Below are 25,408 nucleotides of genomic sequence, written 5' to 3' on the forward strand. Positions count from 1 at the left end.
ACAACCAGATCGCCTCTCCTGCTCGGTATCCCGCTCGGACTGCGGGATGCTTACCTGTCTTTACTGAGCGACGTTACCCATGGCTTTGACGCGGGCCGAGAGCCGACTCTTGGTGCGGGCCGCCATGTTGCGGTGTGCCACACCCTTGCCCACTGTTTTGTCGATGACCGACTCCGCAGCGCGCAACGCAGTGCGTGCCTGCTCCTGATCACCGATGTGTACGGCCTTCAGCACACCCCTCACATAGGTGCGCAAGCGCGAGCGCAGACTGGCATTGTGCAAGCGCCGTTTTTCGTTTTGTAATACGCGCTTGCGCGCCTGAGCTGTATTGGCCAACTTTGTACTCTCCATATCTACAATCCCGCGTCTGCGGGAAATTAAGTGGCGTATTCTGGCGCCAACGCCCAACCCTGTCAATATCAATGGATTGCAAAAACCCACCCGGCACTACGAAAATGGGGACACCTGGCCTGCTTTACCCTGCCATTACGTGCACATGCTCTGGTGCCACCTGCACCCACAGATCTGTGCCTAGCGCCAGCGATCTGCCTTCGCACTGTATGCGCGGTAACAGCATATCGAGACACAAAGTGCCCTCCATTCTGACACGCAAGGCAACACCCTCCTCCTGGAGACCCACGACCTGCAATTTCAGGGCATTTGGCGCTGAGCCGCGCAGAGCGTCGCCCGGCACGAGGTCCTCGGAACGAATGGCCACGGTCACCGCCATACCCGAATGCATGCCGTGCTGCAACCCAGTACGTAAACGCCAGTCGGCTCCTGCCACCACCATTCCGGCTCCCCCCATCTCCTCAACGCGCCCCGCCAGGAAATTACGAAACCCCAGCAAACGTGCCGCCCCCATAGTGGTGGGTCGCGCAAACACTTCACGCGGAGATCCCTCCTGTACAACGCGCCCATCCAGCAATACGGCCATATGATCTGCGAGCATCGCCAGGTGCGGATCATGACTCACGGCCAGCACCGGCACCCCAAAGTCGTGGACTTCACGGATAAGCTCGTCCAGAATTTCGTCGCGGGTGGCCATATCCAGCGCCGAGGTAGGCTCATCCAGTAGCAGCAATTCAGGACGCCGGGCCAGAGCGCGGGCGAGCGCCACCCGCTGGCGTTGCCCGCCGGAGAGCGCCGCCGGATAACGCTCCGCCAGATCGACAAGCCCCACGCGCGTTAGCAAATTCATCGCCTGCGCGCGGCGACCTGCGCCCCTGGGCAGCGGAAAAGCGACGTTCTCCCAAGCCCGCAGGTGCGGGAAAAGCGCATAACCCTGCGGCAAATAGCCGATGGGCCGCCGCTCGGCAGCCAGGCCGGTAAAAGGCTGCCCACGCGCTGGAATCAAGCCAGCGATGGCCTTCAACAGCAAAGTCTTGCCCTCTCCGGAAAGACCGAGCAGGACGGTGAAATCCCGCACTTGCATCTGAACATCCAGCACGACCGGTTTTTCTAGCTGATAGCGAATGTCCATGGGTTTTAGCGCAACGCCATCAGAACATCCCCTGCCGACGCGAGCGCAACCCCAGCCACAAAGGTAAAGGCACCGCGACCAGAAAGAAAACCCAGAGCAGGGGGTAAACCGCACCCAATCCGATATCCTGCAGATTGACCCAAAGCTTGACCGGAATGCCCTGCGGGAAATACGCCACAATGAGCACGATACCGAACTCCCCCATGGCGCGCACCCAAGCCAATGCCACCCCGGCCGTCAGCCCCAGACGCGCCAGAGGCAGCGTCACCAGCCAGAAAGTCTGCCAGCGGTTACGTCCCAGGGTACGGCTGATCTGCTCCAGTTCTTCAGACACCCCCTCGAAGGCTGCCCGCGCCGCCAACACATAGTAGGGCATGGCCCCGTAGATCTGTGCCAGCACAAAGGCTGATGCGGTATTGGTCAGGTAGAGTCCTGCCTGACTGAACAAGCCACCCACCGGTGAATAAGGTCCGTAGAAAGAACTCAGCAAAATACCCATGGCCAGAGGCGGTGTCAGCAGCGGCAACAACAGCAACGCATCCACCAACCATTTGCCGCGATAATGACAATGCGCCAGCCACCAGGCGAGTGGCGTCCCCGCCAGCACCACCAGCATGAGCGCCAGACCGCTATAGAACAGAGAAACCCGAATAGCGCCGAGATCACCGGGAGCGAACTGGAAATCATGCCAGTCCGTGGCAAAAACCAGTGCAGCAAAGGGCGCCAGCAGAAAAACCAGCACAGCGACCGCCATAAGCGTCGCCAACCAGCGGGCGGGCGGCTGGCGTGATGCGGCAATCGCTATAGCCGTCGCATCACTCAAATGACATTCCCATTTGACCTGCCATGGACAACCTAGCGGATACCGGAACCATATACGGCACCATAAGCAACACGCTCCATATCCATAGTCGCATCGTTGTTCTCCATTGGATATTTCCAAGCTCAATTTATATCGGTGACTACGACAAGGGTCAAGCGAGCCAAGGCGCCATGCAGACATAATCTCCCTCGGGGCATTTTTATGCTAGGCTTACACACATAGCGTCAAAGCGGGACGCCAATCTGCAAACTTTTGATAGAGTCACAGATGACAAAGAGCATAAAGACCATGCACTGGACCATTCTTATCAAATCCCATCCGGACGCCAGCGGCAACCCCGTTCTCCAAGGCCTGCGCATGGCCGCAGCGGCCGTCGCCGATGACATCGTAGTCAGTATATTTCTTACCGAAGAAGCCGCGTCATTGGCGCTACGCTCGGAAGATCTGGGAGAGAAGCAGCGTGTCCACCACGACCTCATCGCAGAGGTTCAAGAGTTAGGTGCCGAAATTCATGTGATTGGTCTCGAATGGCTGCATGCAGCTGAAAATCGGACCTTAATTCCCGGCATAAAAGTGGCAAGCATGAAAACCCTGGTTCGCCAGATGAAACTCTCTGATCAGGTCATCACACTCTAAAATATGACCGCCATCTATGCCATGGGCGACCTGCAAGGTTGCTATGCGCCCTTCAGTTCTCTGCTGGAACAAATCGGCTTTGCACCACAGACAGACCAGCTCTGGCTGGCGGGCGACCTCGTCAATCGGGGGCCGGACAGCCACGCAGTCATCAACCGGCTTTACACCTGGCACGACCAGGTGCGGATCGTCCTCGGCAACCATGATTTCTACGCACTCGCGCGCTGGGCGGGCATCACCCCGGCAAAAAAAAGTGACACCCTCGCCCCCTTGCTGGCCGCCCCCCAGGCAGACGAATGGATGGAGTGGTTGCGCAGTGGCTCGTTGCTGCATACTGATCCACAACTGGGCTGGACCATGGTCCACGCCGCCATCCATCCCGACTGGGACATAGCAACAGCGCGAGGACATGCCGATGCTGTCGAGGGTGCCTTGCGTGATCGTCACTGGCGGCGTTTCATGAGATCCCTCTGGGCGGCGCCGGCACCCAACCGCTGGCAGGATTGTCGCAACGAGGAGGAGGCACAGCGCTTCCGGGTCGCAGTGTTCACCCGCGCCCGCTACGTGACCGCCAAAGGCTTTTTTAGCTGGCCCAACACGCCGCCCAAAGACCCTGCCCATGAGTTTGTGCCCTGGCACCAGCGGTTTTTTGAAAGACAGACTTCTGGTGCCATCATCTGCGGCCACTGGGCCACCCAAGGTCTGCTGGTGCAGCCGCGTTTGCTGGCATTGGACAGCGGCTGCGTCTGGGGCCGTCAACTCAGTGCCGCGCGAATTGATGGCACAGAACCCGTAATTTATCAAACATCCTGCCCGATATTTGCGCGACCGGGTAACGGATAAAAATGACACATGCGGGCTACCCCACTGCGCAGCTTGTGAAACAGCCACCATCAGGAGACCCAGCCATGCACGACACCCCCTTGTCCCCGGCCGACCTGTGGCGCTTCCCTATGTACCTTTGGACATATGTCATCAGCATTGGCTTCTACCATCTGCTAGCCAAGGTCATTGCCGGACAAGACTGGGCCATGGGAGACTTGTTGTGGGGAATCGGACGGGCTGAGGCCTGGACACTGTCTCTGCTACCCGCGGCCCTGGCCATAATCCTTGTGGCTTTTTCGGGCCTGTCAGCGACACCTGGGCATCCCCTGCCACCCGACACCTTCGCCCGACCAGATGTCTGGATCGCCCTGTTAGTCTCTACCCTGATCGGCACCTTTTTTGGATATGTATTTATGCTCTATGCCGCTTATGGTGCAACACCAAAATCAGCGCTAAAAAGTGCGCTACATATTTTTAGCAATCGTCTGGTCTGGCTCTTTTTTCCTTACATGGTCACGCTGATCCTGGTGCTCGCCCTGATCATTGCGCCCTCTCTGTCGGGCTCATCCTTGGCCTCATCGGGTTTTTGCTGAAATTTATGGCGACGCCACTCGTCGCCAAACTCGTAGTAGGGGTAGTATTTCTAGTCATCTTCGTGGTGCTGATGATTGCGATACTGATCTGGGTCTACGGCAGCCTGATCATTGTCAGCGGCGCACTCGCCGCGCCAGATGGGCAGGAAGGCCGATTGATCACCTGATTTGGTCCAAACACCCTTTGCCGGTATCCTGAGTCACCATGCCAATCTCCAGCATACAGCAGCCATTAGAAATACTCCGTCATACCTTCGGCTATGATGCCTTCCGGGCGCCACAGGAAGAGGTGATCCAGACCCTGATGGCGGCCAAAGATGCGCTGGTGCTCATGCCCACCGGGGGCGGCAAATCCTTGTGCTATCAGATTCCCGCCATCGCCCGGGCAGGCGTCGGCGTGGTGGTTTCTCCGTTGATAGCGCTCATGGAAGATCAGGTCAATGCCCTGCGTCAGGCCGGCGTAGCGGCTGCCGCCCTGAACTCCAGCGCCAGCCCCGCAGAAGCGCGTGCCACCGAAGAGGCACTGCTGCAAGGCGCCATTGATCTGCTCTACATCGCCCCGGAGCGCTTACTACAGGAACGCACCCTCGCCCTGCTGCAAAGAGCCACCATCAATCTCTTCGCCATCGACGAAGCCCATTGCGTATCCCAGTGGGGCCACGACTTTCGCCCGGAATACCTGCAGCTCCGGGTGCTGCATGAGCGCTTTCCCCAAGTGCCGCGGATCGCCCTTACCGCCACCGCCGACTCGAAAACCCGCCAGGAAATCATCGAGCGACTGGCGTTGCAGAAGGCTGCCGTCTTTATCCGCTCCTTCGATCGCCCCAATATCCGTTACCACATCAACAGCGGTAGTCAGGGCGCGCGCAACGCCTTGTTACGCTTCATCCGCGACCGCCACGCGGGCGAGGCGGGCATCGTTTACTGCTTGTCCCGCAAGCGCGTCGAAGAAGTGGCCGAATGGCTGCAAGGTGAGGGACTCGGCGCCCTGCCTTACCACGCTGGCCTGAGCGCCGACGAGCGGCGCCGCAACCAACAACATTTTCAGCGGGATGAAGGGGTGATCATGGTCGCCACCATCGCCTTCGGTATGGGTATCGATAAGCCCAATGTCCGGTTCGTCGCCCATCTGAATCTGCCTAAGAGCATTGAGGCCTATTATCAGGAAACCGGCCGCGCCGGCCGCGACGGGCTGCCCGCCGAGGCCTGGATGCACTATGGCCTGCAGGATGTGGTGCAGTTACGGCAAATGATTCAGCAATCAGAAGCCGACCTGCCGCGCAAGCAGATGGAAGGGCACAAACTGGACGCCATGCTCGCCCTTTGCGAAACCACCGACTGCCGACGTCAGACCCTGCTCGGCTACTTTAGCGAACACCTCGCCCTGCCCTGTGGCAATTGCGATAATTGTCTGCAGCCCCCTGCCACCTGGGACGCCACCGTCGCTGCCCAGAAAGCCCTTTCTGCCATCCATCGGACCGGTCAGCGCTTCGGGGTGCAATATCTGGTCGACGTGCTCCTGGCCCGCGAAGACCCGCGCATCCAGCAATGGGGCCATCACCAGTTGACCGTCTATGGCCTTGGCAAAGAACTCTCCGCTAACGCTTGGCGAGCCCTTTTTCGCCATCTCTTACTGCGCGGACTGGTGGAAGTCGATGCCGAGGGTCACGGTGGCCTGCGCCTCAGCCCGAGCAGTCGTCCGCTCCTGCGCGGCGAGGAAAAACTGACGCTGCGCCAGCATGAAAGCACGACACCCAAGCAGCGCGACAAACGCCCGGAAGTCGCACTCCAGGATGCAAATCTTTGGGAAGCCCTGCGCCAGCACCGCCGCGAACTGGCCTTGGCACAGGGCGTGCCTCCTTACGTCATCTTCCACGACGCCACCCTCATGGAAATGCTGCAACGACGCCCCCGCGACCTGGAGGGGCTGGCCACAGTCCCCGGCATCGGCGAACGCAAATTGGCGGCTTACGGGGAGTCCTTCCTGAAGATACTGCATCGTGGTCCGCGTCCATAAAGCCTTCCTGCGGAACCCGCACGCCGACGACAACTTGCTCTGCAGCCCGACAGGTCTCATCATAGAGCGATGATCGAGGATAGCCCCATGAACGCACAGAGCTTCGCCGTCACCGTCGAAAATACCCTCAATGATCTGCTGAGCCGAATAGAAGCCAGTGCTCCCGAAGTGGAGAGCGATCTCGTGGACAGCGTACTCACTTTACTCCTGCCCGATGATAGTCAGATCATCATCAATCGTCAGGAAGCGGTGCAACAAGTCTGGCTGGCTTGCAGCGATGGTCCGGCGCGTTTCGCGCAGCAGGATGGCACATGGCGGAATAGCCAGACCGGGGAATCCCTGGAGGATGCAGTCAGCCGCCTGCTGAGCCGGCGGCTCGACCATCCCGTAACATTGGATTGACCGCATGGCCTACTGGTTGATGAAGACCGAACCGGACGCCTTCTCCTTGCAGGACTTGCAGCAGCGCGGGCAAGAACCCTGGGACGGCATCCGCAATTATCAGGCCCGTAATTTCCTACGCAGCATGCAGATAGGGGACGGGGTCTTCATTTATCATTCGCGCGTGCCCGTCCCCGGCATCGTCGGAACCGCTGAAGTAGTCAGCACCGCGCATCCAGACCCCACCCAGTTCGATCCGCAGAGCAACCATTACGACCCGGCATCCAGCCTCCAGCAACCGCGCTGGGACCTGGTAGATGTGGCTTACCGCCAGACTTTTGCGCATAACATTGCGCTGGATAGCCTACGTACCATGCCAGAGTTTTTAGACAGCCCACTCATCCGCAAAGGTAATCGCCTGTCTATCTTGCCGGTCACGGTCAGCCAATGGCATCACGTCCTGCAGTGGGCCGGATAAACTGACGCGTGCCGGAAAACACGACCGGGCCGACGCTCTACCACCACTGGTCCTCCGTGGAAGGCCAGATGCTGCGCATGGTCCTTGGCGCCAAAGGCCTGCACTGGAACGATCATCCCTGCGCCCTGCGCGATCAGGAAACCGCTTTTGATCTGGGCTTTGCCGAACTGCCGGTGCTGGTGCATGCAGATGGTCAGGCACAGCAGGGGAAACTCGCTGAACTGGCCGCCCTGGATGCACGCTATCCGGATACCCCGGCGCTGCACAGCAGTATTCCAGCAGCCGAATGGGAGGCTTTTGTGCAGTGGCGTGCGGGACTGACCGCACTCGGTGACCGTCTTATTGCCCCAGTCCTGCCCGCCTATGAAGAAATCTGCGGCGATCCCGAAGATATGGAGTTTTACCGGCAGGAATGTGAACGTCGTTTTCAGCAGTCTATAGAATCCCTCGCCAATGATCGCTATGGCGCCTATCAGCAACTGGAAAACCGCGGACGTCTACGTGAACTCGGCAAAGTACTTGCCAAACAGCGCTGTTACACGGGCACCCTGTCGCTGATCGACATCGTCCTAACGGCCGACTTTCACCTGCTGCGCCTGCTCGACGGCGTGACCATACCCCTCGATTTGCAATATTATTTTCAACGTGTCGCCGAAGCATGTGGTGTTTCCCTCAACGACGGCATGATCCGCTCTCTCTAAGCCTGGAGTCCACCATGACCTATCAAGAACTTGTACAATTTCTCAATCAGCATCTGGGATATCCCTTCCTCGAAGACATGGTCCCGGAGGCAGCACTCCGTGCAGCACAGGAAGACAAACTCGACGATGCACTGACCGCTGAAGTGCTCAACGCCCTCTATCAAGGCAACCAGTGTCAATCGGCCAACGACCCAGTGGATCGCGCCCACAGTTTTGATGGTCTTGCCCGCTTACGTCTGCGTACTCAGGCGGATGACGCGGATCCGCGCCTCTTCCGCAAAGTGCTCAAACTCTCACAGGAGCTCGACAATGCATTTGATCAGGAATTGATTCGCCAGCGTGACGCCGCACTCAGGTAAAACGATGCAAAACCCCGGCGATAGCCGCAAAGAGCGCAATCGGTAAGAAAGTAGCGGCTAAAGGGGGTATTCCGCCTGAGACGCTGATATATCCCGACATCTCCGTAAGGAAATGAAATCCCAGCCCCAACACTAGTCCCGCCATAACCCGCGCGGCCAGGTTACCGCCGCGCGGGTTGCGCGTCACAAAAGGTACCGCCAACAAAATCATCACCAGGCCCACCCATGGATAACTCACCCTGCGCCAAAAGGCGAGAGCGACGCGATTCATACTCAGCGCGCCGCTCTGCAAAGCCTGATAACTTTGCCACAGGGTAGGCAGCGTCATGGTTCGTGTCGGATGAGCAAAGCTACGCAGGGTGGCCGGATGGAGCGTCACTGACCACGGCATCTCCGCAACACGCGTCATCCGTATCTGATCTGGCGTAATTTCGAAAAACTGGACATCGTGCAAGCTCCAGTGCCCCTCTTTGAATGTCGCCTCGCTGGCCGTAGTCATGGCGTCCACCCCCACCATACCCTGGCGTATCCGGGCGAGATGCAGATCCTGCAAAACCTTCCCGCCATCTCCCACCGCGCCAATCTGGATAATCTGTGCACCGTAGCGCAACCAGAGCCCCTGCGCCCCCATGTTGTGAAATCCCGCACCTGGCGCATCGGTATTGGTCCACATGGCCTCGGCAGCTGGCGCGGTGACCGGGATCACCCATTCTCCCAGAGCAAACATAAGGCCAGCGCCTAGCACCCCGACCAGCAAGAGCGGCTGTTCCAGACGCCAGACTGACCACCCCGACATGCGTAAGGCGATCACCTCAGAATGTCCGCTCAGGATACTCATCCAGACCAGCGCACCGAGCAGTAATGCCAGTGGAATCACATCATAAGCCACATCGGGCAACTGCAAAGCGGCATAGGAAAGCAGCCGCGTCATAGACCAGACTCCATGCCCTGGTCCGGATGATTTGGCAACCAACTGGGCGATGTACACCAGCGTCAGAAGCATAACCAGCAAAAGGCTGCTATATAACAGCATACCACGAAACAGCAGCCGGTCGGCGCGCTTCATGACGCGCGCCGACCCGACCAGGCAGGGAAAATCGGCAGATCGCGACTACGCCTGAAGAAAGTGTACATGGCCACAGCCAAAATCAGCAGGAGCACCCAAAATAATCCGGGGAAAACCGGCATCCTGCCGCTCATCATATGCTCTTTGACATAAATCACGATGTTATTGATAGCCAACAAAAACAGTATACCTACCAGCATGCCTGCCGCCCGTCCACCACCCCGAGGCTCACTGTAGGCCAACGGAATAGCCAGCAACGCCAATAAAGGTAGCGCCAGCGGCCAGAGCAGGCGCCACTCCAACTCGGTTACTGCAAAGCGCCTCTCGGTGCCCCACAGGTGATGCCCAAGCTGAGACAGAGACGCGCTACCCCAGTTGATACCGCCCGGCTGGGCAGTGCTAGTGACCGGGTTACCCAGCAACACCCGATAACGCGCGAAGGAAAGGACTTTGAATCCATCTTGCCCCGGCTGTCCCAGATAGCGTTGGCCATCCACCAGCACCAGGGTCAGAGCGCCGTCCTGACTGGGCTTGATCTCCCCGTAAGCTGCCGTCGCCAAGTCCAGTTGCTTACCCTGGGCAATAGACAAGAATATCTCGCGGAAACGGTGACTGTTTTTACCCACGGATTGCCCTACATAAATAACCCGACCGCCGGGTAACTTCGTGAAACTGCCGGGCTGCAGCATAGCCTCGGCCGCAGCATTGGCCAGGCGCACAGATTCGACCTGTAACTGGCGCTGCGCACCAGGCGCCCAGGAAAGAGACAAAATCAGTTCCAGGCAAAAAACACCTGCCGCTACTACCGCGACGGACGGCAGCAGCCCTGACAACCCGGTCCCTGTACTGCGAATAGCCACCATCTCATTGGAACGATAGAGATTACTGAACACCAGATAAACCGCGAAGAAAAAGGCCAGCGGCAATACCATAACCAACAGCGTAGGTACCGCCAGGCCCAGCAATTGCAGTACAATCGATAATGGCAACTGGCCAGAAGCGACTTGCCTCAACAATTGGGTCATCTGGCCGATAGCCAGGATGGCAAACACCACCAGGCCGGTCAGTAGAAAAGAGGTCGTGATATTCCGCACGAGCTGCATATGGATGCGCGTCAAACGGGCACCCCCCGGAGATTACTCGCAAGACTTGATTCCCGGTGCCCTTGGGGCTTATTTTCCATCTCTAACGTCATCTCGAATTCCTCGCCTACAGATTATCAGGAGAACCACCGTGGAGATAGCCGTACAGTGCCAGAACCCAACCGCCGACAATAATGACTGTGTGGTTGTCGGAGTGTATGAAGGTGGCGTACTGAGCCCCGCCGCCACGCTGATTGATCTGGCCAGCGGCGGCGTCCTCCAGGCACTCCTCCATACCGGAGATTTCAGCGGTGCCTGTGGCGAGACGCAGATACTCTATCAGGTTCCAAAAATTGCCGCTGCACGGGTGCTTGTCCTAGGCCTCGGTACCCATGGCAAGATCAATGATCGTCAATTTCGCAAAGCCGCACTTGCCGCGGCAAGTGCTTTACAAAGTGCCCGCATCAGCCGTGTCAGCTTACATCTGCTGGATACCCCTGTGGTCCATCGTTCCGCAGCGGCCCTCGCTAAAATTCTGGTTCAGGCGATAGCGGAAGTCGATTATCACTTTGACCGGCATAAAAAGCCCGCAGACAGCCCACAACGGGCTTTTGATACCCTGCAACTCATTGTTGCTGATGATAATCCAACCTATTTCACAGAGATTCAGCGTGCCGCAACAGAAGCCCACGCGACGGCACGGGCCGTCGCGTGGGCTAAGGATCTGGCCAACGAACCGGGGAATGTCTGCACCCCTGCCTGGCTTGCTGAACAAGCGGAGGCCATGGCCCAGCGTCTGGGCATCAAAAGCACTATCCTCGGTCCGGATGCCATGGAAGCCCTGGAAATGCATTTGCTCCTCGGCGTCGCCAACGGATCCCGACAGCCACCCCGGCTGATCATTCTCGAATATTGGGGCGGCGCCGAGGATCAGGCACCGATCGTCCTGGTCGGCAAGGGTCTCACCTTTGATGCGGGCGGTATCTCCCTGAAGCCCGCCGATAAGATGGATGAGATGAAATATGACATGTGCGGCGGGGCATCAGCTCTGGCGGCTATTCAGGCTGCGGCTGAGCTCAAACTCCCGCTGAACGTCATTACCGTGGTACCCGCCTCAGAAAATCTGCCCGACGGACAGGCTACCAAGCCCGGTGACATCCATAAGAGCATGAAAGGTCTGAGCGTGGAGATTATTAACACCGATGCCGAGGGACGGCTGATCCTCGCGGATGCTTTAACCTATGTTGAGCGTTTCGAACCGGACGTAGTGATCGATATGGCCACCCTTACCGGCGCCTGCGTCATCGCTCTGGGGCACCAGACTGCGGCCGTGCTCGGCAATCACGAAGAACTCGTCCATGCGCTTATTGCTGCCGGTAAGGAAAGTATGGATCGGGCCTGGGAGCTACCGCTTTTCGACGAATACCAGGAGCAATTGAAGAGCCCTTTTGCGGACCTCTCCAATGTCGGCGGTCGGCCAGCAGGGACCATCACTGCCGCCTGCTTCCTCTCGCGCTTCACCGAAAACTATCATTGGGCGCATCTCGATATCGCCGGGGTGGCGTGGAAGAGCGGTGAGAATAAAGGTGCGACGGGCCGCCCGGTGCCATTGTTAGTGGAGTATTTGCTGCGACGAGCGCGGCAGGTGGTCTGAGAGGACCACAGTTTGCCCATCGCCTCGTTCTATGAACTGCCGCCGACGCTGCTCACCCCGCACGAGCAGCAGCGCGGCATGTGCCGGGTGATTGCGAAAGTCTGGCAGGTCATGGGAGAAGCAGATATCCTGTGCCCGGACATCGAGATGGGGCAGATCATGGATGATCTCCTTTGGACTTTCCAGGCTGGTGCTTTTGTGCCCCATGTCCGGGGTACAGGAGAATCAATACGCATCCATGATGGTGGCGTCTGGCCCCCGCAGAGCAAAGCGTTAGTGCTCTGCGGGCTGGACGAATTACCGGCACCTGTCCCCGCATGCGAGCGGCTTATCGACTTCATTCCTGTCGCGGAGCGGCCTCGCAGCCTCGCCAGAGAACGATACAGACAATTGAAGAATGCGGGATTCACCATGCAGGTGCATCCCTTGGAAGCCTGACCGGAGACGCACCCATGGCAAGCATACCGACACGTAAAGAACCCACCCTTGAAGAGCAACAGGATGCCGGTGATGAAGCGCCTTTACTGCTCACCCATCTTTTGCGTGAGGGACTGCCACCACAACTTTGGCGGCATACAGACAACGAGGCACCGGAAGCGGAAACGCACCCAATAGAGACGAGGATAGAAACATCGCCGGAGCATCCTCCAACGATCCCCCCGGAATCTGTGGTCATAGCTGATCATGCCGCCACATTTTCAATGCATTGGGAGGAGGCCGCCCCAGAATCACCCTCTGGTGCAGCGGCGGTGCGCGCTGGATACGCACAAGCAGACCCGCGCTGGCTGGATACTGCAACGGTAGCGCCACGCCCCACAGTCAACGAAGCTATTGAAGAACATGAACTGGATGCGACACCAACACCATCGCCCATACCTGAGACGGCAGAAATGCAAGCGCGCGCCACGGATACGGTCGCGCCCGCGGTTCCGACACCTCCCGTAGATCTCGACTTTCTCAAAGACTTCGAGGATCTGCTTTTCCAGGAGATTGAACGGCGGATAATCAATGAGATGGAAGATCTGGTGACACAGCGCCTGCAAACCGTCTGGAAAGAGCAGGTCAGTCTGACTATCATGCGAACCCTTGCGCTGGAGGGCATCAAGCTGCGCGAAAGCCTGGCTGGAGATATTCGCAAATCGCTTCCGGAAATACTGCAGCGTGTCCTGCACGAAGGTCTGGACCAGATTAACGCCTCGGAAATTGAGTAATACACCCTATTATGACTGACACTCTGGACCGCCCCTTCGCCCCCGCCGAAATCGAAACCCAGTGCTACACGCGCTGGGAAGCCCATGGCCTGTTCCAGCCGCAAGGCGACGGCACGCCCTACTGCATCATGCTGCCGCCACCCAATGTCACCGGCACCCTACACATGGGCCATGCCTTTCAGGATACCCTGATGGATATCCTCACCCGCGTCCACCGGATGCGCGGCGAGCGCACCCTCTGGCAGCCAGGCACCGACCATGCGGGCATCGCCACCCAGATGCTGGTGGAACGGCAACTGGTGCAGGAAGGCGGTGACCGCCAGCAAATGGGCCGCGGTGCCTTTCTGGAACGGGTCTGGCAGTGGCGTCAGGAATCAGGCGGCCATATCACCCGGCAGATGCGACGGCTAGGGGCCTCCTGTGACTGGTCGCGCGAGCGTTTTACGCTGGACAGCGGGCTTTCCCATGCCGTCACCGAGGTCTTTGTCCGCCTGCATGACGAGGGTCTGATTTATCGCGGGAAGCGGCTGGTGAACTGGGACCCGGTCCTGCGCACGGCAGTCTCTGATCTGGAAGTCATCAGCGAAGCAGAACAAGGCGCCCTCTGGCATATCCGCTATCCCCTCAGCGATGGCAGTGGCGCCCTCGTGGTGGCCACCACCCGTCCGGAAACGCTGCTGGGCGACGTGGCGGTGGCGGTGCACCCTGAAGATCCGCGCTATGCCGCTCTCATCGGCAAGACGCTGCGCCTGCCGATCATGAACCGCGAGATTCCCATCATCGCGGACACTTATGTCGAACCAGAATTCGGCTCGGGCTGCGTCAAAATCACCCCAGCCCACGATTTCAACGATTATCAGGTGGGGCAGCGACACGGTCTGGCCCTGCTCAACGTCTTTACCCCCGATGCCCGTATCCGGGACCGTATCGAAGTCTTCGGCGACAACGTCGTTGCCGGGGATATTCCCGAGGCCTTACGCGGACTGGACCGTTATGCCGCCCGCCAGCAGATTCTTGCTCTGCTGGAGGCAGAAAATCTGTTGGAACGCACCGACGAACACCCGCTCATGGTGCCCCGTGGCGACCGCTCCCAGGCCGTCATCGAGCCCTACCTGACTGATCAATGGTATGTAAAGGTCGCACCACTGGCCGAACCCGCCATCCGCGCGGTGGAAGCAGGCCGCATCCGCTTCGTGCCCGAAAACTGGAATAAAACTTACTTCGACTGGATGCAGCGTATTGAAGACTGGTGCATCTCCCGCCAGCTCTGGTGGGGGCACCAGATTCCCGCCTGGTACGGTCCCGACGGCAAAATCTTTGTCGCCCGTCGTGAAGAGGAAGCGCAGTCGGAAGCCGCCCGCCATTACGGCATGCCGGTGGTGCTGGAACGCGACCCGGACGTGCTCGATACTTGGTTCAGTTCGGCGCTGTGGCCCTTCACCACCCTGGGCTGGCCGGAAAAAACATCGGACCTTGCCCAGTTCTACCCCACCAGCGTGCTGGTCACCGGCTTCGACATCATTTTTTTCTGGGTGGCGCGGATGATCATGATGGGCCTGCGCTTCATGGACGATGTGCCATTCCATGAAGTCTATGTCCACGGTCTGGTGCGCGATGCCGAGGGCCAGAAGATGAGCAAGTCCAAGGGCAATGTCCTCGACCCCATCGACCTCATCGACGGGATCAGCCTGGAAGACCTCGTCGCCAAGCGCACCCGTGGCCTCATGCAGCCGCAGATGGCGGCCAAAATCGAAAAGGCCACCCGTAAGGAATTCGCCGACGGCATTCCCGCCTTCGGCACCGACGCCCTGCGCTTCACCTTCGCGGCACTGGCCACCCAGGGTCGGGACATCAAATTTGACCTCAAGCGGGTGGAGGGAAATCGCAATTTCTGCAACAAGCTCTGGAACGCCTCGCGTTTTGCCCTGATGCAGATACAAAATCCGGCCGATCTGGAAGGCGAGCGCGAACTGCTGGCGCCGGAACGCTGGATTATCGGTCGTCTGCAGCACTGCGAAGCGGTCGTCAACAGCGCCATCGACCAGTATCGCTTTGCCGACGCCGCCCATGCGCTGTACCAGTTTTTCTGGAATGACTACTGCGACTGGTATATCGAGTTGACCAAACCCGTCCTGCGCAGTGACAGCCCGTTTACCTCAGCACAGCAGTGCGGCACCCGCAATACCCTGCTGCGGGTATTGGAGGCTGGCCTGCGGCTGATGCACCCGGTGATGCCCTTCCTCACCGAGGAACTCTGGCAGCGGATAGCCCCGGTCATCGGCAAGGCGGGCGACAGCATTGCCCTCGCCCCCTATCCGGTGGCGGACCTCTCCCGTATCGACACCCAGGCGGATGGCGATACGGAATGGCTGATTGCCGTCATCCGCGCCATCCGCTCGGTGCGTGGCGAGATGGATATAGCACCCGGCAAGGCGCTGCCGCTGCTGCTGCAGGGGGGCGACGCCAGCGACCGCCAGCGCGCAGAACGATACGCTCACTGGCTCTTCGCTCTCAGCCGCCTCGCCAGTCTGGAATGGCTGGGCACGGAAGAAGAAGCGCCGCCCGCCGCCTTGCAACTGGTCGGCAACCTGCGCGTCCTCGTCCCTCTCGCGGGAGTCATTGACGTGGCGGCCGAGCAGGCCCGTCTGGCGAAAGAACAGCAACGTCTGAAACAAGATCGCTCGAAAACCACCGCTAAGTTGGCCCAGGAAAGCTTCCGCAACCGCGCGCCCGCCGAGGTCGTCGCCAAGGAGGAAGAGCGTCTGCGCGAAATGGATGCCGCCCTGCTGCAACTCAGCGAACAGGCACAGCGACTGGAGCATTTGTGACGGGGCGCAGGGATCCGCATGGCTAACCGCCCAGTTTATCTGCTTGAACCTTTGTCCGGGCACATTCTGTCGCCCCATGAGCAGTTTCTGCGGCGGGCAATGGCTGGCGGTATCGTCCCCCCATTGCCGCCATCATCGACCTGGTCTGGCTCTTCCGGGTCGACCGCAATGAGGTTCCCGCATGATTCCTGCTGATTTATCGCTCACCGTACGACACGCCCTTGCCGAAGATATGGGCAGTGGCGACCTGACCGCGGCACTCATCCCTGCCGCCAATCGTCTCAGTGCCCGTATCATCAGTCGCGAAAAGGGTATTTTCTGCGGACAGGCCTATGCCGAGGCCACCTTTGCCGCCCTCTCGCCAGCGATCCGGATCACCTGGCAGGCCGCCGAGGGGGCAAGCATCGCCCCCGATCAGATCCTCTGCATTCTGGAGGGTCCGGCACGCGCCATACTTTCCGGAGAGCGCACGGCACTGAATTTTCTGCAGACTCTGTCCGGTACCGCGACCCAGGTCCGCGCCTATGTCGACGCCCTGAGCGGCCATAAAACGCGTCTGCTGGATACCCGCAAGACCATCCCTGGCCTGCGCCAGGCCCAGAAATATGCGGTGCGCGTCGGTGGTGGTCATAATCACCGGCTGGGTCTTTACGACGGCATCCTTATCAAGGAAAACCATATCGCCGCCTGCCGGGGCATCACCGCGGCGCTCACGGTAGCATGGCAAATCGCCCCGGCGCTGACCCGTATAGAGGTCGAAGTAGAAAATCTGACCCAGTTGGAAGAATCGCTGAGTGCGGGTGCCGACATGATCCTCCTCGACAATTTCTCCCTGGAGGATCTGCGCCATGCCGTGCAGCGGGTCGCCGGGCGTCTGCCCCTGGAGGCTTCAGGGAATATGGGCCTGCACAACATCGCCGAGGTAGCGGCTACCGGCGTGGATTTCATCTCCGTCGGCAGCCTCACCCGCCATCTGCGCAGCCTGGATCTGTCGCTGCGCTACTTCTGAGCGCTTCTCCGCTCAGACACGCGCCGCCGCATCCAAGCGGCGTAGGGTCTCATCCGCACCTGCCGCCGCCGTCAGGTCGGCGACATTATCCTTAGTGAAAAAGCCCTGAAAATCTCCGAAGCGCTGTACATACTCCACAATGAGTGAGGAATGCTCCGAGGCGCTGGAGAAGATCTGCTTTAGCCCTTCCTGCTCTGAGCCAATGACCTCCAGCAGGAATTTCTGCCCGCAATTCTGCAGGGCGCTTACCACATGGTCGATATTGATCTGATCTCCGATGCGTCCATCCTTCACCGCCACCGCCAGATGATGCAAACGTGGTCCAAAGTTTCGTACAAAGGCTTCGGTGGGCGAAGGTTTGCCAATCAGATGGTTGCAGAAATACGGGTGATTCGCTGCCGTAAAAACCTTGGCAGGGCTCTGGAGTTCGCTGGCGAAATGCACACTCTTGGTAACATTCGTGGACGAGTTCTGATCAGGAATATCGTAAGAACCCCAATAGTAATAACTGGACAGGGTCAGATACTCGAGAATGGCCGCCTCCCGGTTCTGGCTGTATACCCGTGTGGCCAGATGGTCGATGGGCAGGAGCAGCCTGTCGAGGCCGAGTTTTTCACGCAATGCCTTGGCCCGTTCAAAAGCCGCCTGCATGTCCTCCCGGATGGACGACACACCCAGCGAATAGACGCGGATATGATCATCGGGGCGCTCCCAGTAACCAACAATATTATGGGTATAAGGAGAGGGCTTAACGATGGCCATATTCCCGGGTAACTCCAGCTGCCAGACCTGCTCCTGATTGAAAAAGCGAATTTCCCGAACCTTCTGCGTCTCCACCACCTCGTGCAGATTTTTAACCTGAAAGATTTCACCCATATACCGGGAGTTTGGCCGTTGCGCGCCAATGGGGTAGACCTCATTGAGGCTGCGGAAGATACCGTGCAGGTTGGGATCTTTCACCTCACGGACCAAGACGTCGGGAGCATTCATATCGATACGCAGGATGTGGGTCGAATGCCGCTCCGTCTCCAGGGTGACCAGATAGTTATAAGGTGTCATCAGACAGAGTTCACCGACGTAGGCCGCAGAATGCCCAGGCTCTACCGTAATCATCAGACTATCGATGCGGCCGATGTTTTCGCTCAGCCCCTGGCGGTCTCGATCTTCCAGCAAGCGGCCCAGCCACTCTTCAAAAAAAGCGGAATTCTGCTTGTCGCCCTGTCGCTGGAAATCTATTGACGCATTCATGCCAGTCACCCCAATTCGCACCTCAGGCAGCCAGTGTAACGCCATTGATCAAAGTGGCCAACGCATCGGCCGCATTACCTGCATTTTGCTGATGCCCATACAAATTTATTGACAAGATACCGCTTGGTCGGTATCTTTCAAACCTATGACGACACAGGCTATACGCAAGACCCGCAATCCGGAGCAAACGCGCAGCGATCTGCTGGATGCCGCCTATACCGAGATTCTGGAGTCCGGCTATCAGGCCGCCAGCCTAGAGCGCATTCTCGCCAACACTTCAGTCAGTAAGGGCGCGCTTTACCATCACTTCGGTACCAAGCGCGAACTTGGCCTGGCCGTCATCAAAGAAGTGATCGCCCCACAATTGGCGGCCCGCTGGTTCGCCCCTTTTACCGAACACGACGATCCTTTAGCCAGCCTCCAGCGCATCCTCGAAGAAAAAATCAGGACTGCAGATGAATCGGTAATTCGTTACGGTTGCCCCCTGAATAATCTTATCCAGGAGATGAGTCCGCTGGATGAAGAATTTCGCCGTGGCCTGCAGCAAATTCTTGAACTCTGGGTTGAGGTGATGGCAACAGCGCTGGCGGATGGACAACAAGCACAGAAAGTCCGCGCCGACGTCGCGCCCAAAGAGGTCGCCCTGTTCATCGTTGCCGCCATTGAGGGCTGTGTCGGCCTCGGCAAAAATGCCCAATCCGTCGAAGCCTATCAGCGGTGTCTGCGACAACTGCAGCTTTATGTCCAATCACTGGCAGCCTGAATCAGACTGCCCCGTATTACGCGTAACACCATACTAACCTGGAGAGGAACCCTTATGTCCCAGATTACATCTGAATGGATTCAGCTCGATAATGGTCCCCGTGCCTGGTACGCCCGGCCTGCCGGTGCGGGTCCCCATCCGGCCATTGTGGTATTCATTGAAGCCTTTGGCGTCAATGCCCATTTCCAGGACGTCGCTGAGCGTCTCGCCAAAGCCGGATATTGTGCCATTGTTCCCGACCTTTATCATGGCAAGATCTATGAATATTCAGACTTTAATGGGGCCATCGGCCATCTCAGGACACTGCACGATGACCTTGCCATGCAAGAAGCCGGACTGGCCATCGCGGCATTGCAGCAGCGCGCTGAAGTACGCAAAAACGCGATTGGTGTGCTGGGCTTCTGCATGGGTGGGCGTTTTGCCTTCATGGCGAATGCCGTCCATGCGGACAAACTCAGCGCCTCCGTGGCTTTTTATGGTGCTGGTATCGCTCCTGATCAGGACCCGGCCGGACGCAAGCCCCTGCTGCATCTGGTGGATCAGATGCGCGCCCCACTGCTGCTACTGTATGGCGCGGAAGATCAGTCCATCACCCCCGAAGAGCATGGCCGCATTGCTACCGCGCTGAGCACCGCGCAAAAGCGCTATACCCTGACCCTCTTCCCAGGCGCACCACACGGCTTTTTTGCTGATCCACGGGACAGTTTCCGTCCGGAGGCGGCTAAAGAAGGCTGGCGTCTGGCGCTCGACCACTTCGCCCGTCATCTCGGAACCACGGCATGAGTCTGAAGCTTTTTTCATCCTGGACCTTGCGCAGTGTCGAGTTGCGTAACCGCATCTGTGTGGCACCCATGTGCCAGTACGCCACCCCGGATGGAGTGGCGAGTGACTGGCACATGGTGCACCTCGGCAGCCGCGCTGTGGGTGGTGCGGGCTTGGTCATGGTCGAGGCCAGCGCAGTAAGTCCGGAGGGTCGTATTTCTCCCCGCGACCTGGGCATCTGGACTGATGCCCAGGCACGGGCCCTGGCACCCATCGTCGCCTTCATGAAGGAACAGGGGGCGGTTACCGCCATCCAGATCGCGCATGCCGGACGGAAGGCCTCCACACAGCCGCCCTTCCTCGGTGGTCATCCTATTGCAGCGAATACAGAGGACGGCTGGGAGCCGGTAGGACCCAGTGCCCTGCCCTTTAGCCATAGCCACACGTCACCACATGCTATGGTCGAACGAGACCTGGAAAAGGTACGCAAAGATTTTGTGGCCGCAACCCGACGAGCTCTCGCGGCGGGTTTTCAAGTGCTGGAATTGCACATGGCCCACGGCTATTTGCTGCACAATTTTCTCTCTCCGATCAGCAATCAACGCACCGACACCTACGGCGGCAGCCTGGAAAACCGTATGCGCCTGCCCCTCGAAATCACCGATGCCGTACGTGCGGCCTGGCCCGAACACCTGCCCCTCTGGGTGCGCATCTCCGCTACAGACTGGGTCCGCGGCGGCTGGGATTTGGAGCAATCTGTGACCCTTTCCAAGATACTCAAAGCACATGGCGTCGATGTTATCGATTGCAGCAGCGGCGGCATGACGCCCGACGCGGTGATCCCCGCCGGTCCCGGCTTCCAGACGCCCTTCGCCAGCATTATCCGCCAGAAGGCGGGCATTCCCACAGTCGCGGTCGGCTTGATCACCGAGGCCATACAGGCCGAGCATATCCTCGTCACGGAGCAGGCCGATGGCGTAGCCCTGGCGCGTGAACTGCTGCGCAATCCCTACTGGCCCCTCCACGCTGCCGGGGAACTCGGTGTAGATGTCGCCTGGCCTGAGCAGTATGACCGCGCCAGACCGCGCCCCTGATAACCGCCGGTAGAGGAAAGTAACCACCTCTTTGAACGCCAACCGGGGCAGGTGCATTCCTGTCCCGGTTTCTTTATGCAGGCGTCTTTCTTATTCGCTGCCACTACGGAACCGTATCCATGACCAGAGAATCGCCAGATCCCATGGCTCTGCTACCATTTACTGCCCTTGCCCTGCTCTCCCTGATCTGGGGCTATAACTGGGTGGTTATGAAAGTCGCCATTGCGGACTGCCCGCCCCTGCTCTTTGCAACCTTGCGTGTCTGGGTGAGTGTACTGGTGCTCATTCCGCTGATGCTGTGGATGAAGCGGCCATTGGCCATGCCCGCAGCGCGTTACATCATTCCTTTTGGTTTGTTGCAGACCACCGGCTTCGTCGGTCTTGCCCTGTGGGCACTGGAATATGACGGGGCAGGCAAAACAGCGATCCTCGTCTACATGATGCCTATCTGGCTCATTATTTTTGCCTGGCCCGTGCTGGGCGAACGCCTGCATGGCTTGCAGTGGCCTGCTCTGGCTCTGGCCTTGCTCGGTCTGGTAGCCATCCTCCGGCCCTGGAGCTTTAGCGGTGACTGGACCGGCAGTCTGCTTGCCCTGCTGTCAGGAATTTTATGGGCCGCCTCTGCCCTCTGGCAGAAGCGTTATGCGCCGCCGGGCCTGGATCTCTTTAACGGCACCCTCTGGCAAAGCATTTTTGGCGGATTGGGCCTGATCATCCTCACCTTACTGATGGACCCGCTGCAAGTGCACTGGACACCACTGTTTATCGGCGCGCTGCTCTATAACGCCATCCCCGGAACCGCTCTCGCCTATTTTCTCTGGGCCTATGCCTTGCAGGAACTCCCATCGGGCATTGCCGGTATGGGCACCCTGGCAGTACCACTGATCGGCGTGGTTGCTGCCTGGCTGCAATTGGGCGAGCGGCCGGGCCACTGGGAGGGAATCGGCATGGCTGGCATTTTTATCGCCCTGGCTTTGGTGGGCTGGCGACACCTGCGCCCTCGCAATCGCGACGACATTATCCTGCCCACCGGGCAGGAGTAACACGTCTCAGACAGGGTTCGTCAGCGGTTCTGCCAACAATTTTTGCACCTGTCCCAGCGTCGCTCGTCGCAAAGGCTTGCCATCCACAGGAGATGCAGGGCTGCGCCGATCCTCATCCAGATCAAAGAGCACCAGGCGCAAATCCGCGCTGGCATAATTCAATTTTAGGGAAGGATAGTCGCGGGCTGGCGCATCCCCATAATGGAGTCGCTGCCAGGCTTCTTCATAAGCGACCTGCTGATCCATCAGAAAAAAGAGCACACTCTCCGGCGTATCGGCAAAAAGATGGAGCGTGATGGCCGTATGGCGCGTCGCCGTCCCGCTCAGGACCGGCCCGGTCAAGCGCGGCTGAAACTCAGTGAGCCAGTGCATAGCTTGCAATGCCTGCTCGCGGAGCTGGCGTAACTCCGCACTATGAGCCTCGCCATGAAAAAGTTGCAGACGCGAATGCAATTCCTCTTCAATCTCCGCATTACTTGGCCAACCCTGCTGGGCATCGCCCCCCACCCCCAAGCGCCGGGCCGCCTTTTCCTTGGCCACCCGAAAGTCCACCACGCCCTCATCGGCCATGATTCGTGCCGACTCCACCACCAGCAAGCGCCGCAAACGGGATTGTTGCTGTGACTTGGCCATCTTTTGCACCCCGGTCATTGTCCGCAAACGCCATTCCGCATAAGATAGCGCGAATGCGAGAGTGGCGGAATTGGTAGACGCACTGGATTTAGGTTCCAGCGGTTTAGGCCGTGCGAGTTCGAGTCTCGCCTTTCGCACCAATAGCTTCCACGCATTGGCGAAGCGGCAGCGTGCGATGACTGCGCCAGATTCCAACTGCTGCACACCGAAGATAACGTACTGAGTTGATGATGCGTGTTTACATGGATACCAGCGTTCTGGTAGTTGCCCGCACGCGAGAGCCGCATGCCGATCTTGCACAGACCGTGGCTAGTCACCCAAGGTGGCGGATACCTGATATTCTCGATTGATGCAGAGGGTATCCACTTCACCCACCTGGGCAGGCGCCTGTGCATGCAATTTTTTGAGCAGGTTGCGCACCTGCGCGGTCAGTGGTTCAGGCTGTAAACATTGGCAAATATCCTTTGATCCTGCGAGCGCCGGATGGGCTATGCGAACTCGGCGCACGATCGGAAGGATAAGCTGCTATCGTGCCGCCACCGCCAGTGCCCTGGACCCGGCCCAGTGGCGGGCAAACTGCCGCGCCCCCCGGCCACTGCGCGAGCCGCGCTGCAAGGCCCAGCGCAGGGCTTCCTCCCGCCATTCCGCCTGCGGCGTCCGCACTCCCAGACGCTGCAGATGGATAATGCAAATATCCAGATACATGGCCTGATCAAAGGGATAAAAGCCCAGCCATAAGCCGAAGCGCTCGGAGAGGCTGATTTTTTCTTCCGCCGTCTCGCCGGGGATGATCTCCTCACCGTGGCGGTGATATTCCTCATTGTCGGCGAAATGGCGCGGCATCAGGTGCCGCCGGTTGCTGGTGGCGTAGAGCAGCACATTGTCCGGACGCGCCTCCACCCCTCCGTCCAGCAGCGACTTGAGGGCCTTGTAGCCGGGGTCATCGGCGCCGAAAGACAGGTCATCGCAGAAGAGCACGAAGTAATAAGCCTGTCGTGGATCGGCCGCCTGCAGCGCCGCCAGAATCTCCGGCAGGTCGAGGATGCCATCCGGATCGATTTCAATCACCCGCAGCCCCTGATCCGCATAGCGACGCAGGAGCGCCTTGACCAGCGAAGACTTGCCTGTGCCCCGCCCGCCCCAGAGCAAGGCGTCATTGGCGGGAAAACCGGCGACAAACTGGCGGGTATTCAAGTCCAGTGCGGCCTTGGTGTCTTCGATACCCAGCAATTCGTCCATCTCCGGCAAGTCCACGCGCGCCACCCCCTCCAGACGGCCGCCGAGGGGCAGGTGGCGCCAGCGAGCGGCCTTCACCTCGGTAAAATCCGGCAGGGGGTGGCTGCCGCCATCCCCCAAAAGCGCGGCCAAACTCTGGATGATCAGTTGACGTTCCACTGTCCACGAACTCCTTTCTGTGATTAGATAGTCTAGAGTTTAACCCCATTTACTGCGGCGCGTCATGAAACTGCTTACCGACTTCCTCCCCATCATTCTCTTTTTCATCGCCTACAAGATGCATGGCATCTACACGGCCACCGAGGTACTCATCGCCGCCGCCATCGTGCTGATGGGCTGGCAGTGGTGGCGGCGCGGCAGGGTCGAAACCATGACCTGGATCTCCACACTGCTGATCCTCGCCTTCGGCGGCCTGACTCTGTACTTCCATAACGATATCTTCATCAAGATCAAACCCAGCATTCTCTATGTGCTGTTCGCGGCGGCCCTGCTCTTTACCCACTGGCGCGAGGAGCCGCTCCTGCAACGCTTGATGGGCGGGCAGTTGCCCGCGGCCCTCCCCCGCTCCTTCTGGCGGCGCCTCAATGGCTACTGGATTGCCTTCTTTCTCTTCGGGGCGGCCTTGAATCTGATCGTGGCCTACGCATTTTCGACGGGTATCTGGGTGGATTTCAAACTCTTCGGCATGCTCGCCATCACCGTCATTTTCGTGCTCTTTCAAGCGGTGGTGATCTCGCGTGCTTTGCCGCAAGAGGCGAAGGATGGCGATTCGTCGGCGTAGTCGCTGATTAGCGGAGACGGTTGCCAACGGACTGCAAATGGGGCAGCTTTAGGGCATACATCTCACCGACAGGAAAAAGGTTCATGTATTACTGCATTATTGGCACGGACAATCCCGATTCCCTGAGCAAGCGCCAGACGGCGCGGGGCGATCATCTGGCGCGCCTGCATCAATTGCAATCCGAGGGGCGTTTACTGACTGCGGGGCCATTTCCCGCCATAGACAGTGAAGAACCGGGCGAAGCGGGCTTTACCGGCAGCCTGATCATTGCCCGTTTTGACTCGCTGGAGGATGCCCATACCTGGGCTGCCGCCGAACCTTATCTCAGTGCCGGTGTTTACGCAGATGTCAGCGTTCGCCCTTATAAAGGAGTATTTTTGCCATGAACAAAGAAATCCTTGGTAATTTATTGCGTGACGCCCTGAGTCCGGAATTCCTGGAAATCAATGACCGGACGGAATCCCACAGCGGTCATGCGTCGTCCGGCGGTGGCGGGCATTACGAGGTGAGCATTGTCAGCAGCCAGTTCGCGGGCTTGGCCCATTGGCACGTCACCGTCTGGTCAATACGGCCACCGACCCGGTGCGTCAGGAGATACACGCGCTGTCGATCAAGGCCTATAGCCCGGAGGAGTATGCCGCCCAAAACCCGCCCAAAACACAGCGTCCAGCCATCGCCCTGAATGTCCTTTAGGGGCGGCGT

General features: G+C 58.9%; 28 protein-coding genes, 1 tRNA gene and 1 pseudogene. 22 read left to right on the forward strand and 8 right to left on the reverse strand.

The features are described from left to right. Positions 1–60 precede the first annotated feature (60 nt). The 3 genes from rpsT to M7F93_RS01135 form a co-directional block, all read right to left on the reverse strand. On the reverse strand, positions 61–336 hold the full coding sequence (gene rpsT / locus M7F93_RS01125) for a 30S ribosomal protein S20 (protein ID WP_298167749.1): 276 nt from the start codon (positions 334–336) through the stop codon (positions 61–63). A 139-nt stretch (positions 337–475) separates the two neighbouring features. Then, entirely contained in the window at positions 476–1,483 is a 1,008-nt protein-coding gene (locus tag M7F93_RS01130; RefSeq protein ID WP_298167752.1) for an ABC transporter ATP-binding protein, read from the reverse strand. Positions 1,484–1,502: 19 nt separating this feature from the next. Continuing rightward, positions 1,503–2,306 (reverse strand): ABC transporter permease, encoded by an 804-nt coding sequence (locus M7F93_RS01135; RefSeq protein ID WP_298167755.1) that lies wholly within the window; start codon positions 2,304–2,306, stop codon positions 1,503–1,505. Between the two features lie 288 nt (positions 2,307–2,594). On the opposite strand from M7F93_RS01135, the gene M7F93_RS01140 reads away from it, so the two are divergent. From M7F93_RS01140 to M7F93_RS01180, 9 genes are all read left to right on the forward strand, one after another. Further along, a complete protein-coding gene (locus M7F93_RS01140) occupies positions 2,595–2,942 on the forward strand; it encodes a DsrE family protein (RefSeq protein WP_298167758.1) in 348 nt (115 codons plus the stop codon). Positions 2,943–2,945: 3 nt separating this feature from the next. Then, a complete protein-coding gene (locus M7F93_RS01145) occupies positions 2,946–3,785 on the forward strand; it encodes a symmetrical bis(5'-nucleosyl)-tetraphosphatase (protein WP_298167760.1) in 840 nt (279 codons plus the stop codon). Between the two features lie 65 nt (positions 3,786–3,850). Continuing rightward, positions 3,851–4,360, forward strand: a complete 510-nt coding sequence (locus M7F93_RS01150; RefSeq protein WP_298167763.1) for a hypothetical protein — start codon at positions 3,851–3,853, stop codon at positions 4,358–4,360. Between the two features lie 5 nt (positions 4,361–4,365). After that, the gene (locus M7F93_RS01155; RefSeq protein ID WP_298167766.1) at positions 4,366–4,527 is read left to right on the forward strand and encodes a hypothetical protein; all 162 of its coding nucleotides are present in this window, start codon (positions 4,366–4,368) and stop codon (positions 4,525–4,527) included. A gap of 38 nt (positions 4,528–4,565) precedes the next feature. Further along, positions 4,566–6,377 (forward strand): DNA helicase RecQ, encoded by a 1,812-nt coding sequence (recQ, locus tag M7F93_RS01160; protein WP_298167768.1) that lies wholly within the window; start codon positions 4,566–4,568, stop codon positions 6,375–6,377. Positions 6,378–6,464: 87 nt separating this feature from the next. Further along, on the forward strand, positions 6,465–6,779 hold the full coding sequence (gene cyaY, locus M7F93_RS01165) for an iron donor protein CyaY (RefSeq protein WP_035194282.1): 315 nt from the start codon (positions 6,465–6,467) through the stop codon (positions 6,777–6,779). Between the two features lie 4 nt (positions 6,780–6,783). Beyond that, on the forward strand, positions 6,784–7,236 hold the full coding sequence (locus M7F93_RS01170) for an EVE domain-containing protein (RefSeq protein ID WP_298167784.1): 453 nt from the start codon (positions 6,784–6,786) through the stop codon (positions 7,234–7,236). A gap of 8 nt (positions 7,237–7,244) precedes the next feature. After that, positions 7,245–7,937 carry a glutathione S-transferase family protein gene (locus tag M7F93_RS01175; RefSeq protein WP_298167786.1) on the forward strand — a complete coding sequence of 231 codons (693 nt, stop codon included), beginning with the start codon at positions 7,245–7,247 and terminating at the stop codon, positions 7,935–7,937. Positions 7,938–7,951: 14 nt separating this feature from the next. Then, positions 7,952–8,296 carry a hypothetical protein gene (locus tag M7F93_RS01180; protein WP_298167788.1) on the forward strand — a complete coding sequence of 115 codons (345 nt, stop codon included), beginning with the start codon at positions 7,952–7,954 and terminating at the stop codon, positions 8,294–8,296. On the opposite strand, the gene lptG is transcribed toward M7F93_RS01180, so the two are convergent. Both lptG and lptF read right to left on the reverse strand, forming a co-directional pair. Beyond that, a complete protein-coding gene (lptG, locus tag M7F93_RS01185; RefSeq protein WP_298167792.1) occupies positions 8,289–9,362 on the reverse strand; it encodes an LPS export ABC transporter permease LptG in 1,074 nt (357 codons plus the stop codon). The two genes, M7F93_RS01180 and lptG, sit on opposite strands and share 8 nt — an antisense overlap. Next, positions 9,359–10,480, reverse strand: coding sequence for an LPS export ABC transporter permease LptF (gene lptF, locus M7F93_RS01190; RefSeq protein WP_298167795.1), 1,122 nt, complete (start codon positions 10,478–10,480; stop codon positions 9,359–9,361). The genes lptG and lptF overlap by 4 nt, the downstream gene beginning before the upstream one ends. A gap of 115 nt (positions 10,481–10,595) precedes the next feature. On the opposite strand from lptF, the gene M7F93_RS01195 reads away from it, so the two are divergent. The 5 genes from M7F93_RS01195 (at position 10,596) to nadC (ending at position 17,146) form a co-directional block, all read left to right on the forward strand. Beyond that, positions 10,596–12,098, forward strand: coding sequence for a leucyl aminopeptidase (locus M7F93_RS01195; RefSeq protein ID WP_298167798.1), 1,503 nt, complete (start codon positions 10,596–10,598; stop codon positions 12,096–12,098). Between the two features lie 12 nt (positions 12,099–12,110). Next, complete coding sequence (locus M7F93_RS01200) at positions 12,111–12,536, forward strand: DNA polymerase III subunit chi (protein ID WP_298167801.1); 426 nt, start codon at positions 12,111–12,113, stop codon at positions 12,534–12,536. Positions 12,537–12,550: 14 nt separating this feature from the next. Further along, the gene (locus M7F93_RS01205; protein ID WP_298167804.1) at positions 12,551–13,309 is read left to right on the forward strand and encodes a hypothetical protein; all 759 of its coding nucleotides are present in this window, start codon (positions 12,551–12,553) and stop codon (positions 13,307–13,309) included. A gap of 11 nt (positions 13,310–13,320) precedes the next feature. Next, a complete protein-coding gene (locus M7F93_RS01210; RefSeq protein WP_298167807.1) occupies positions 13,321–16,137 on the forward strand; it encodes a valine--tRNA ligase in 2,817 nt (938 codons plus the stop codon). 181 nt (positions 16,138–16,318) lie between these two features. Then, positions 16,319–17,146, forward strand: coding sequence for a carboxylating nicotinate-nucleotide diphosphorylase (gene nadC / locus M7F93_RS01215; RefSeq protein ID WP_298167811.1), 828 nt, complete (start codon positions 16,319–16,321; stop codon positions 17,144–17,146). Positions 17,147–17,158: 12 nt separating this feature from the next. On the opposite strand, the gene M7F93_RS01220 is transcribed toward nadC, so the two are convergent. Next, complete coding sequence (locus M7F93_RS01220; protein ID WP_298167815.1) at positions 17,159–18,394, reverse strand: hypothetical protein; 1,236 nt, start codon at positions 18,392–18,394, stop codon at positions 17,159–17,161. Between the two features lie 145 nt (positions 18,395–18,539). On the opposite strand from M7F93_RS01220, the gene M7F93_RS01225 reads away from it, so the two are divergent. The 4 genes from M7F93_RS01225 (at position 18,540) to M7F93_RS01240 (ending at position 22,056) form a co-directional block, all read left to right on the forward strand. Further along, a complete protein-coding gene (locus M7F93_RS01225; RefSeq protein WP_298167818.1) occupies positions 18,540–19,157 on the forward strand; it encodes a TetR/AcrR family transcriptional regulator in 618 nt (205 codons plus the stop codon). Positions 19,158–19,211: 54 nt separating this feature from the next. Next, positions 19,212–19,940, forward strand: a complete 729-nt coding sequence (locus M7F93_RS01230; protein WP_298167820.1) for a dienelactone hydrolase family protein — start codon at positions 19,212–19,214, stop codon at positions 19,938–19,940. Next, entirely contained in the window at positions 19,937–21,013 is a 1,077-nt protein-coding gene (locus M7F93_RS01235) for an NADH:flavin oxidoreductase/NADH oxidase (RefSeq protein WP_298167823.1), read from the forward strand. The genes M7F93_RS01230 and M7F93_RS01235 overlap by 4 nt, the downstream gene beginning before the upstream one ends. 119 nt (positions 21,014–21,132) lie before the next feature. Beyond that, a complete protein-coding gene (locus M7F93_RS01240) occupies positions 21,133–22,056 on the forward strand; it encodes a DMT family transporter (protein WP_298167826.1) in 924 nt (307 codons plus the stop codon). Positions 22,057–22,062: 6 nt separating this feature from the next. Here M7F93_RS01240 and M7F93_RS01245 read toward each other — a convergent pair whose 3' ends face one another. Then, complete coding sequence (locus M7F93_RS01245; protein ID WP_298167829.1) at positions 22,063–22,689, reverse strand: nucleotidyltransferase; 627 nt, start codon at positions 22,687–22,689, stop codon at positions 22,063–22,065. Positions 22,690–22,744: 55 nt separating this feature from the next. Here M7F93_RS01245 and M7F93_RS01250 point away from each other — a divergent pair. Beyond that, positions 22,745–22,829 (forward strand) — tRNA-Leu (locus M7F93_RS01250). 385 nt (positions 22,830–23,214) lie between these two features. Here M7F93_RS01250 and M7F93_RS01255 read toward each other — a convergent pair. Next, positions 23,215–24,084 (reverse strand): ATP-binding protein, encoded by an 870-nt coding sequence (locus M7F93_RS01255; protein WP_298167832.1) that lies wholly within the window; start codon positions 24,082–24,084, stop codon positions 23,215–23,217. A gap of 64 nt (positions 24,085–24,148) precedes the next feature. Here M7F93_RS01255 and M7F93_RS01260 point away from each other — a divergent pair, with 64 nt between their 5' ends. The 3 genes and pseudogenes from M7F93_RS01260 (at position 24,149) to M7F93_RS01270 (ending at position 25,399) form a co-directional block, all read left to right on the forward strand. Further along, positions 24,149–24,706: a septation protein A gene (locus M7F93_RS01260; protein ID WP_298167835.1), complete on the forward strand. Its 558-nt coding sequence runs from the start codon at positions 24,149–24,151 to the stop codon at positions 24,704–24,706. Between the two features lie 83 nt (positions 24,707–24,789). Continuing rightward, complete coding sequence (locus M7F93_RS01265; protein ID WP_298167837.1) at positions 24,790–25,092, forward strand: YciI family protein; 303 nt, start codon at positions 24,790–24,792, stop codon at positions 25,090–25,092. Then, positions 25,089–25,399: pseudogene (locus M7F93_RS01270) on the forward strand (BolA family protein). The gene M7F93_RS01265 and the pseudogene M7F93_RS01270 overlap by 4 nt, the downstream one beginning before the upstream one ends. The last annotated feature ends 9 nt before the right edge of the window (positions 25,400–25,408 follow it).

Source organism: Acidithiobacillus sp., from assembly GCF_027322205.1.
Classification (GTDB): Bacteria; Pseudomonadota; Gammaproteobacteria; order Acidithiobacillales; family Acidithiobacillaceae; genus Acidithiobacillus.

What these genes read in the sequence shown, in the direction of transcription:
- M7F93_RS01260 (WP_298167835.1), top strand. Translation starts at nt 24,149, where the DNA reads ATGAAACTGCTTACCGACTTCCTCCCCATCATTCTCTTTTTCATCGCC.
- M7F93_RS01210 (WP_298167807.1), top strand. Translation starts at nt 13,321, where the DNA reads ATGACTGACACTCTGGACCGCCCCTTCGCCCCCGCCGAAATCGAAACC.
- M7F93_RS01225 (WP_298167818.1), top strand. Translation starts at nt 18,540, where the DNA reads ATGACGACACAGGCTATACGCAAGACCCGCAATCCGGAGCAAACGCGC.
- M7F93_RS01155 (WP_298167766.1), top strand. Translation starts at nt 4,366, where the DNA reads ATGGCGACGCCACTCGTCGCCAAACTCGTAGTAGGGGTAGTATTTCTA.
- M7F93_RS01265 (WP_298167837.1), top strand. Translation starts at nt 24,790, where the DNA reads ATGTATTACTGCATTATTGGCACGGACAATCCCGATTCCCTGAGCAAG.
- M7F93_RS01240 (WP_298167826.1), top strand. Translation starts at nt 21,133, where the DNA reads ATGACCAGAGAATCGCCAGATCCCATGGCTCTGCTACCATTTACTGCC.
- M7F93_RS01150 (WP_298167763.1), top strand. Translation starts at nt 3,851, where the DNA reads ATGCACGACACCCCCTTGTCCCCGGCCGACCTGTGGCGCTTCCCTATG.
- M7F93_RS01205 (WP_298167804.1), top strand. Translation starts at nt 12,551, where the DNA reads ATGGCAAGCATACCGACACGTAAAGAACCCACCCTTGAAGAGCAACAG.
- M7F93_RS01220 (WP_298167815.1), bottom strand. Translation starts at nt 18,394, where the DNA reads ATGAATGCGTCAATAGATTTCCAGCGACAGGGCGACAAGCAGAATTCC.
- nadC (WP_298167811.1), top strand. Translation starts at nt 16,319, where the DNA reads ATGATTCCTGCTGATTTATCGCTCACCGTACGACACGCCCTTGCCGAA.
- cyaY (WP_035194282.1), top strand. Translation starts at nt 6,465, where the DNA reads ATGAACGCACAGAGCTTCGCCGTCACCGTCGAAAATACCCTCAATGAT.
- M7F93_RS01140 (WP_298167758.1), top strand. Translation starts at nt 2,595, where the DNA reads ATGCACTGGACCATTCTTATCAAATCCCATCCGGACGCCAGCGGCAAC.
- M7F93_RS01130 (WP_298167752.1), bottom strand. Translation starts at nt 1,483, where the DNA reads ATGGACATTCGCTATCAGCTAGAAAAACCGGTCGTGCTGGATGTTCAG.
- M7F93_RS01245 (WP_298167829.1), bottom strand. Translation starts at nt 22,689, where the DNA reads ATGGCCAAGTCACAGCAACAATCCCGTTTGCGGCGCTTGCTGGTGGTG.
- M7F93_RS01180 (WP_298167788.1), top strand. Translation starts at nt 7,952, where the DNA reads ATGACCTATCAAGAACTTGTACAATTTCTCAATCAGCATCTGGGATAT.
- lptG (WP_298167792.1), bottom strand. Translation starts at nt 9,362, where the DNA reads ATGAAGCGCGCCGACCGGCTGCTGTTTCGTGGTATGCTGTTATATAGC.
- recQ (WP_298167768.1), top strand. Translation starts at nt 4,566, where the DNA reads ATGCCAATCTCCAGCATACAGCAGCCATTAGAAATACTCCGTCATACC.
- M7F93_RS01230 (WP_298167820.1), top strand. Translation starts at nt 19,212, where the DNA reads ATGTCCCAGATTACATCTGAATGGATTCAGCTCGATAATGGTCCCCGT.
- M7F93_RS01170 (WP_298167784.1), top strand. Translation starts at nt 6,784, where the DNA reads ATGGCCTACTGGTTGATGAAGACCGAACCGGACGCCTTCTCCTTGCAG.
- M7F93_RS01145 (WP_298167760.1), top strand. Translation starts at nt 2,946, where the DNA reads ATGACCGCCATCTATGCCATGGGCGACCTGCAAGGTTGCTATGCGCCC.
- M7F93_RS01235 (WP_298167823.1), top strand. Translation starts at nt 19,937, where the DNA reads ATGAGTCTGAAGCTTTTTTCATCCTGGACCTTGCGCAGTGTCGAGTTG.